The organism is Rahnella perminowiae (assembly GCF_019049755.1).
Lineage (GTDB): Bacteria > Pseudomonadota > Gammaproteobacteria > Enterobacterales > Enterobacteriaceae > Rahnella > Rahnella perminowiae.
Genome location: NZ_JAFMOS010000407.1, coordinates 1 through 7998, shown reverse-complemented (window position 1 = coordinate 7998; position 7998 = coordinate 1). Strand labels below are relative to the sequence as shown.

7 protein-coding genes are annotated in these 7998 nt (G+C 53.0%); 5 read left to right on the top strand and 2 right to left on the bottom strand.

Annotation, left to right across the window (positions count from 1 at the left end; genetic code table 11):
- Positions 1-131 precede the first annotated feature (131 nt).
- Entirely contained in the window at positions 132-272 is a 141-nt protein-coding gene (locus J1785_RS05830; protein ID WP_165385175.1) for a hypothetical protein, read from the bottom strand.
- Between J1785_RS05830 and dinG the strand changes: the two genes are divergently transcribed.
- The 4 genes from dinG (at position 271) to J1785_RS05810 (ending at position 5990) form a co-directional block, all read left to right on the top strand.
- On the top strand, positions 271-2445 hold the full coding sequence (dinG, locus tag J1785_RS05825; RefSeq protein ID WP_129952402.1) for an ATP-dependent DNA helicase DinG: 2175 nt from the start codon (positions 271-273) through the stop codon (positions 2443-2445). The genes J1785_RS05830 and dinG overlap by 2 nt on opposite strands.
- 46 nt (positions 2446-2491) lie before the next feature.
- Positions 2492-3454 carry a DNA-binding protein YbiB gene (gene ybiB, locus J1785_RS05820; protein ID WP_129991254.1) on the top strand — a complete coding sequence of 321 codons (963 nt, stop codon included), beginning with the start codon at positions 2492-2494 and terminating at the stop codon, positions 3452-3454.
- A 219-nt stretch (positions 3455-3673) separates the two neighbouring features.
- Positions 3674-4015, top strand: coding sequence for a zinc ribbon domain-containing protein YjdM (locus J1785_RS05815; RefSeq protein ID WP_129952404.1), 342 nt, complete (start codon positions 3674-3676; stop codon positions 4013-4015).
- A gap of 112 nt (positions 4016-4127) precedes the next feature.
- Complete coding sequence (locus tag J1785_RS05810; protein WP_217219006.1) at positions 4128-5990, top strand: M3 family metallopeptidase; 1863 nt, start codon at positions 4128-4130, stop codon at positions 5988-5990.
- An 83-nt stretch (positions 5991-6073) separates the two neighbouring features.
- Here the strand turns inward: J1785_RS05810 and J1785_RS05805 are convergent, their stop codons facing one another.
- Positions 6074-6703, bottom strand: coding sequence for a flavin reductase family protein (locus J1785_RS05805; protein ID WP_129952406.1), 630 nt, complete (start codon positions 6701-6703; stop codon positions 6074-6076).
- 206 nt (positions 6704-6909) lie between these two features.
- On the opposite strand from J1785_RS05805, the gene rlmF reads away from it, so the two are divergent.
- Positions 6910-7878: a 23S rRNA (adenine(1618)-N(6))-methyltransferase RlmF gene (gene rlmF, locus J1785_RS05800; protein WP_129952407.1), complete on the top strand. Its 969-nt coding sequence runs from the start codon at positions 6910-6912 to the stop codon at positions 7876-7878.
- The last annotated feature ends 120 nt before the right edge of the window (positions 7879-7998 follow it).

Sequence of the window (7998 nt, the reverse complement as noted above, 5' to 3'; positions counted from 1 at the left end):
GTCTTATGGAAAGACGTTAATCATCATTTTTTGCTGTGCATTCCGTGTGGGCTCGGATTTTTCTCAGCGAGAGTTTTTTACCGTATATTTGTGATCAATTTATGACAGTCAGAAATGAACTTTTTCTTTTTTTACACGTCCTCCCTTTTTTCTCCATAAAATTCGACCACGCCAAATGCCCGGATCCGCGATTTCGGGCTGCGCCAGCCGCCGGTCTGTGTGACAATAGCCGCTGACACTCCGGTCTTACTTTCAACTAAAAAGAGATGCATGGCGCTTTCCCCCGCAGTAAAAAATCAGATAAGCCAGTGGTACAAAGCCCTGCAACAGCAAATCCCGGACTTTATTTCCCGCGCTCCGCAACGTCAGATGATTGCAGAGGTGGCTAAAGCGTTCTCGGGTGACTCGGCACGGCATCTGGCCATCGAAGCGCCAACCGGCGTCGGGAAAACGCTGTCCTACCTGATCCCCGGCATTGCCGTCAGCCGCGAGGAAGAAAAACCGCTGATCGTCAGCACCGCGAATGTGGCGTTGCAGGATCAGATTTTCAGTAAGGATTTACCCCTGCTGAAAAAAATCATCCCTGACCTGAAATTCACGGGCGCGTTCGGGCGTGGTCGGTATGTCTGTCCGCGCAACCTGGCGGCAATGAGTAATGAGAATGCGCAGGGCGATCTCGGGTTATTCCTCGGCGATGAGCTGGCACCTTCCAGCGGAGAGGAGCAGAAATTCTGTAAAACGCTGGAAACCGCACTCTCCCGGTACGAGTGGGACGGATTGCGCGATCATTACCAGAAAACGATTGACGATCCGCTGTGGATAAAAATCAGCACGGACAAAGCCAACTGCCTCAGCCGTAACTGTCATTATTTCCGCGAATGTCCGTACTTTGTGGCGCGTAAAGAAATTGAAAGCGCCGATGTAGTAGTGACCAACCATGCACTGGTGATGGCCGCGCTGGAATCTGAATCGGTATTGCCGCCAGCGAAAGATTTGCTGCTGGTGCTGGATGAAGGCCACCATTTACCGGACGTGGCGCGGGATGCACTGGAAGTCGATGCCGAAATTACGGCGGTGTGGAATAACCTGCAACTGGATAACTTTGTGCGCCAGATTGAGCAATGTCTGACGCTGTTCACCCCGAAAAATCCGCCACCGCTGACCAATGCGGAACGCCTGCATAATCACTGCGCTGAAATGCGCGAACTGTTGGTGCTGGTCGAGCAATCGGTCAGCCAGTCTCTGCCGCCTGCTGAACCGGAAGCGGAGTACCGCTTTGAACTGGGCATTTTGCCGCCGGAACTGACTGAACAATGCAGCCGCCTGTTTAAACTCACCGATGGTTTGCGCAGCCTGGCAGAATACATGGTCAACGATCTGAGCGAGAAAACCGGCAAGCACGATATTTTGCGTTTACACCGCGCGATTTTACATATGAGCCGCATGCAGGGTTATCTCGAAACCATGAGTAAACTGTGGCGACTGGCGGCGCTGGATAAAGCCTCGAATGCACCGATTGGTAAATGGGTAACGCGTTCCTATTTCGATAACCAGACACATCTGGTATTTCATTGCGCGGGGATCCGTGTCAGTGAACAACTGGAAAAAATGCTGTGGCGAAAGGTGCCGCATGTCGTCATCACTTCCGCGACACTGCGCTCACTGAACAGTTTTTCCCGGCTTCAGGAAATGAGCGGACTGACGGAAAAGGCCGGTGACCGCTTTGTCAGTCTGGATTCGCCGTTCAGCCATGTTACGCAGGGCAAGCTGGTCATTCCGCAAATGACGCTGGAGCCGGTGATGGCGAATGAAGCCGCGCACATCGGGGAAATGGCGGATTTTTTCCGCGCTGAACTGGCGAAAGGGTTGCATACCGGCCAGCTGGTGTTATTTGCCAGCAACCGTGCGTTACAACAATTTGTAGCCCTGTTACCGGACTTACGTCTGATGTTACTGGTTCAGGGCGATCAGCCGCGTTACCGGCTGGTTGAGGAACACCGTAAACGGGTTGCGGCCGGCACCACCAGCGTGTTGGTCGGCCTGCAATCGTTCGCGGAAGGCTTAGATCTCAAAGGGGAACTGCTGACGCAGGTGCACATCCATAAGATCGCTTTCCCCCCTGTCGACAGTCCGGTTATTCTGACGGAAGGCGAGTGGCTGAAAACGCTGAAACGTTATCCGTTTGAAGTGCAGAGTTTACCCAGCGCATCATTCAATCTGATTCAGCAGGTCGGGCGACTGATCCGCAGCCATGAATGTACGGGCGAAATCGTGATTTACGATAAGCGCCTGCTGACCAAAAATTATGGTGCACGCCTGCTGGCTGCTTTGCCGGTATTCCCGATTGAACACCGTGAAATGCCCGCGCCCGGTTCAGTGAAGCGCCCGGATATTCTCAAGGCTGCGAAGAAAGACCCGGTTCGCCGCCGCACGCGCAGACGGTAGCGTCTTTGCACCCATATATGCTTGCACAGATTAAGGTAAGGCTACGATGGATTACACCAGACTCATCAAAGAAGTAGGACGGGGTAAAAATCACGCCCGCGATTTGGATCGTGAGCAGTCGTATGCGTTATATCGCGACATGCTGGCGGGCAAGGTGGCGGATCTGCAACTCGGTGCGCTGCTGATTGCGTTACGTATTAAAGGCGAAGCGGAAGAGGAAATGCTCGGTTTTTATCAGGCGATGGAGGAGCGCGTAATGCGCCTTCAGGCACCTGCTGAGCGCCCGCTGCCGGTGGTGATCCCCTCCTATAACGGTGCACGCAAACAGGCGAATCTGACGCCGCTGCTGGCGATCCTGCTCAGCCGTCTTGGTTTGCCGGTGCTGGTGCATGGCGTGGATGAAGATCCGACCCGCATCACCAGCGCTGAGATTTTCCGCGCGCTGGGTATCCGCGCAGCGCAAAGCCAGCAGGACGCGCAACAACTGACAGATGCCGCTAACGCGCCGGTATTTGTGCCGGTTTCCGTACTTTGCCCGCCGGTCAGTCAACAACTCGCGTTGCGCTGGCAGTTGGGGGTGCGAAACAGCAGCCATACACTGGCGAAACTTATCACACCCTTTACCGGCCAGGACTCCCTGCGTTTATCAAGCGTTTCGCACCCTGAATATGTGCAGCGTGTTTCGTCGTTCTTCCGCCAGATTGATGGCCGTGCACTTCTGACACAGGGCACCGAAGGTGAAGTGTATGCTAACCCTTCACGCTTCCCGCAGACACACTTTATCGCCGGTGGTGAACAGCGTGTACTGGCAGAAAAGGAAGAGATTTTCAGCGCGGACGTACCGGCAACCAAAGACGTGGAGACCACCGTCGCGTACATCACCCAGTGTCTGAATGGCGAGCGCGCTATCCCGCAGGCAATACTGACTCAACTGATGTGCTGCCTGGTGGCGACCGGCGTTTGTGCCGATATGGCCGAAGCGAAAATGATTGTGGATCAGATTTTCTGATTACGTTCTGGCGAACTCGATCCGCTCCCTCCCCTGCGAAGGGGAGGAGTTAAAAAACAGCCCTTATTACTCTATAAATCCTGCGTTTAGGTTTGTCTCAGCTCCCCAAAAACTCCGTTACCCTGTTCAAAAGGGGGGTTAAACGTTAAAATAAAGGAACTACGAAATTTATTTTATGATTTCATTCGTTTTTTTATAAATATTTATGGAGACTTAACTATGGAAACATTGCCCGCTTGCCCGACTTGTAAATCCGAATTCACCTGGCAGGACGGTGAAATGCTTAACTGCCCTGAATGTGGACATGTGTGGTCCATGAACGGCGATGCCGCTGCGGATGATGATGTGCTGAAAGTGGTAGATGCCAATGGTAATCTGCTGGCGGATGGCGATTCTGTCACCGTGATCAAAGACCTTAAGGTGAAAGGCAGTTCTTCAATGCTGAAAATCGGCACTAAAGTGAAAGGCATCCGCTTAGTCGAGGGCGATCATAACATCGACTGCAAAATTGACGGTTTCGGTCAGATGAAACTCAAATCAGAATTTGTTAAGAAAAACTGATCTCCGCACACCCCAGCCTGACAATCAAAAGCGGTTCTGCCATATCGACATAACCGCTTTGCGAACATACACTCAATGCATAATCTCGTTAACTTTCAGCAGAGACGAATGCATGACACAGGCTCAGGACTACTTTAACGCCCTCAATCGCGATTACCTCAAAGTCCATCAGGATAAAGAGAATTTATTCTGGCAATACTATATGGGCACCGGTGATGATAGCGTTTCCGCCGCTTTCTCCGCTGCCGAAACGGCTTACAAACGTTTTATCGCTGAACCTTCCCGCCCGCAGGAATTACGTGATGCAATTACCCGCGTCGAAAAAGAACCTGCCAGTGAGACGCGTGATGTCTTGCTGCATGGCCTGCATGGCTGGCTGAATTTCTTTGACTGCAATGTGATTGAAGACCCCAAAGCGCAGGCGCTGCTTGATGAAATTATTCAGGCGGAATCCGTACTGTTCGGCAAACGTAAGCAGTACCGTATGACGCACATCAACAGCAAAGGCGAGCGTGTTAATGCCTCCCTCGGTGAGCTGCTGACTAATCAGGCGAATAACGAAAACGAAGCTTATCGCCGGAGCTCGCAAAATGCGTTGCGCGAACTGGAGGACTGGCTGCTGCATAACGGTTTACCTGAGTTGATTGGCTTGCGTAACCGCTTTGCGCGTCAGCTTGGTTACCGCAATTACTTCGACTACAAAGTGAATAAAACCGAGCGCATGTCGCCGGAACAGTTATTCACCATCCTTGATCGTTTCGAAGAACAAACCCGTGAAAGCAACACCCGCAGCCTCAATGAACTGGTGGCGCGTGAAGGCGACGCCGCGCTGCTGCCATGGAATATTCGCTTTGCCAGCGCCGGTGACGTCACCCGTCAGCTCGATCCTTACTTCCCGTTCGCTGATTCCCTGCGTCGCTGGATAGACAGTTTCAAACGCCTGAATATCGGTTTTAACGGTGCAGAGATGCAGCTGGATTTACTGGTGCGCGAAGGCAAGTTTGAAAATGGTTTTATGCACGGGCCGGTACCGCCGTTCTACGACAACGGTAAATGGGTGCCGGCGGTGATCAATTTCACCAGCCTGGCGAAACCTGATCAGATTGGGAGTGGTGCGAATGGTTTGAATACGTTGTTCCATGAAGGTGGACATGCGGCGCACTTCGCCAATATCCGCCAGAATGCGCCATGCTTCTCGCAGGAATTTCCGCCGACGTCGATGGCCTATGCGGAAACGCAGTCCATGTTCTGCGACAGCCTGCTGGAAGATGCAGACTGGCTGAAGCGTTACGCGAAAAATACTGCGGGTGAACCGGTGCCGGATGAACTGATCCGTGCAAGCATTGAAGCCCGTCAGCCGATGCGTTCCTTCAATGAACGCCACATTCTGCTGGTGCCGTATTTCGAGTGGCAGCTTTATCAGTGGCCGGATGAGAAGCGCACACCGGAAGCCATGACAGCGCTGGCGCGTGATGTCGAAACCCATATTCTGGGCGTAACCGGCAGTCCGCGTCCGACGCTTGCCATTCCGCACTTACTTTCTATGGAATCTGCCTGTTCCTATCAGGGTTATCTGCTGGCGATGATGGCCGTTGAACAGACGCGTGCCTTCTTCCTTAAACGTGATGGCTATCTGACCGATAATCCGGCCATTGGCCCGGATCTGGCCAGACACTACTGGACGCCGGGGAACAGCGTCAGTCACGACGATACGTTGCGCAGTCTGACCGGTGAAGGATTTAATCCGGATTATCTGGCGCAGGCCTGTAATCAGACGGTGGATGCGGCCTGGCAGGACGCGCAGCGGACGATTGAAAAAGCATCAGAACGTGAGCAGCCTGCAGCGGACTTTGACCTGAATGTACATATCCGCGTAGTGGATGGCACGCTGATCCTGGCAGACAGCGCGGACGGCGATGATGCTATGTGTCAGGACTTTGCCGATTTTGTTGAGCAGAATTACGGCCGTAAATAGTTACGCCAGCACGTTATAATACGCCTGTAAAAGCCACCGCCGGTATCCATCGTGCGGTGGCTTTTTTTGGGCTGAATCTGAACTCAGCGGGCGTCCGGGCGGATAAGATCGAAGCGCAAATCTTCGGAAATACCATAGTAAGCGGAAGGGCCACCCGCGCGTAATACCGGTTCAGCGAGGGCCGTCTGATACACACCATCAACCAGTAAATGCCGGGCAATATGAACACCCACGACTTCGCCCAGGACCAGCCAGGTATCAATATCGCCGCCGGCTGCCGTTTTCAGCTGAATGCATTGCGTGAGCCGGCATTCAAAATTCACCGGACTTTCCAGTACGCGGTCGGCGGCAACGAGGCTGCCGGGTTGTGGCGTCAGGCCCGCGAATTCAAACTCATCCGCGCCGTGTTCCAGCGAAGCCGAACTCTCATTCATTTTAACGGCAAGCCCGCGGGTGGTCAGGTTCCAGACAAATTCACCGGTTTCGACAATGTTTGCCACGCTGTCTTTCCAGCCACTGCTGGCGAAACCGATGATCGGCGGGCGGTAATTGAAGCAGTTGAAAAAGCTGTAGGGCGCGAGATTGCGCTGTCCGGCGGCATTACGTGATGAGATCCAACCAATCGGACGCGGGCCGACAATGGCATTTAACGGGTCATGGGGCAGGCCGTGGCCTTTAGCGGGTTCATAGTAGTAGCGATCATCAGTGCTCATGATTTTCCTCAGCAAATAATTCATAAAGACTATGATTTGTACATTACCCGATTTAACCGGGGGGTGACCGTTTTTATGTGCCCGTCTCAGCCTGTATGCATCCGGCAGGCGGCGGCACTTTGTGGTATCTTGTGCGCCATTGATGAATATCTAACGCCCCATCGCATATCTTATGCGTCGCGCACACCTTTCGGAGAGTCACTCAGGTGGAAAAAAAGAAAGTCTTCCCTCAGGAAAAAAGCGGTCTTCACCCGCGAAATCGTCATCGCAGCCGCTATGATTTCCCGGCCCTGATTGCCAGCAGCCCGGAACTTGCACCGTTCGTGGTCGAAAATAAATGGGGCGATTTGTCGGTTGATTTTGCCAATGCTCAGGCGGTAAAAGCCCTGAACCGTGCCTTACTGCGCGATTGCTATCAGATTGAAAACTGGGATATCCCGGCTGACTATCTGTGCCCGCCAATCCCGGGGCGTGCGGATTATATCCATCATCTGGCTGACTTACTGGCTGGCAGCAATAATGGCAATATCCCGCAGGGAAAAGACATTTCTGTGCTGGATATCGGTGTTGGCGCGAACTGTATTTATCCGATTATTGGCTTGCGCGAATATGGCTGGCGCTTTACCGCCAGTGAGATCGATCCGGTATCGATGGCGGCGGCTAAAAAAATCGTCGCCACCAACCCGCAACTGACCAACCAGGTGCGTTTCCGTTTACAGGCGAAACCGCAGCGTATTCTCGACACCATTATCCGCCACGATGAGCGTTACGACGCAGTGTTATGTAATCCGCCATTCCACGCGTCGGCGGCAGATGCGGCCTCCGGTAGCCAGCGCAAACGCCAGAATCTCGGTCTGGACAGACGTGCGGGTACGGCGGAGCTTAACTTCGGTGGTCAGCACAACGAATTATGGTGTGAGGGCGGGGAAGAAGCCTTTGTTGTCCGCATGGCAGAAGAAAGTGCCGGTAAGGCGCAGAACTGTTTCTGGTATACCGTGCTGGTTTCCAAAAAAACCACGCTGCCGTTATTGTATGATGCACTTCGCGAAGAAGGCGCGACAGATGTCCGCACGGTCGAAATGGTGCATGGTAACAAGATCAGCCGTTTTGTCGCCTGGACCTTCCTGACACCTTCGCAGCAAAAAAGTTGGGCAATCAAACGCTGGTCAGCCTGATCACGTTGTGAATTCCTGTATCCCAGCGTGTTCATCTGACGATGTATGCGCTGGAAAAAATACTGCTGCCAGCCCCTTTCTTTTTCGGTAAATTAAATTAAGCTTAATTCACTATAATAA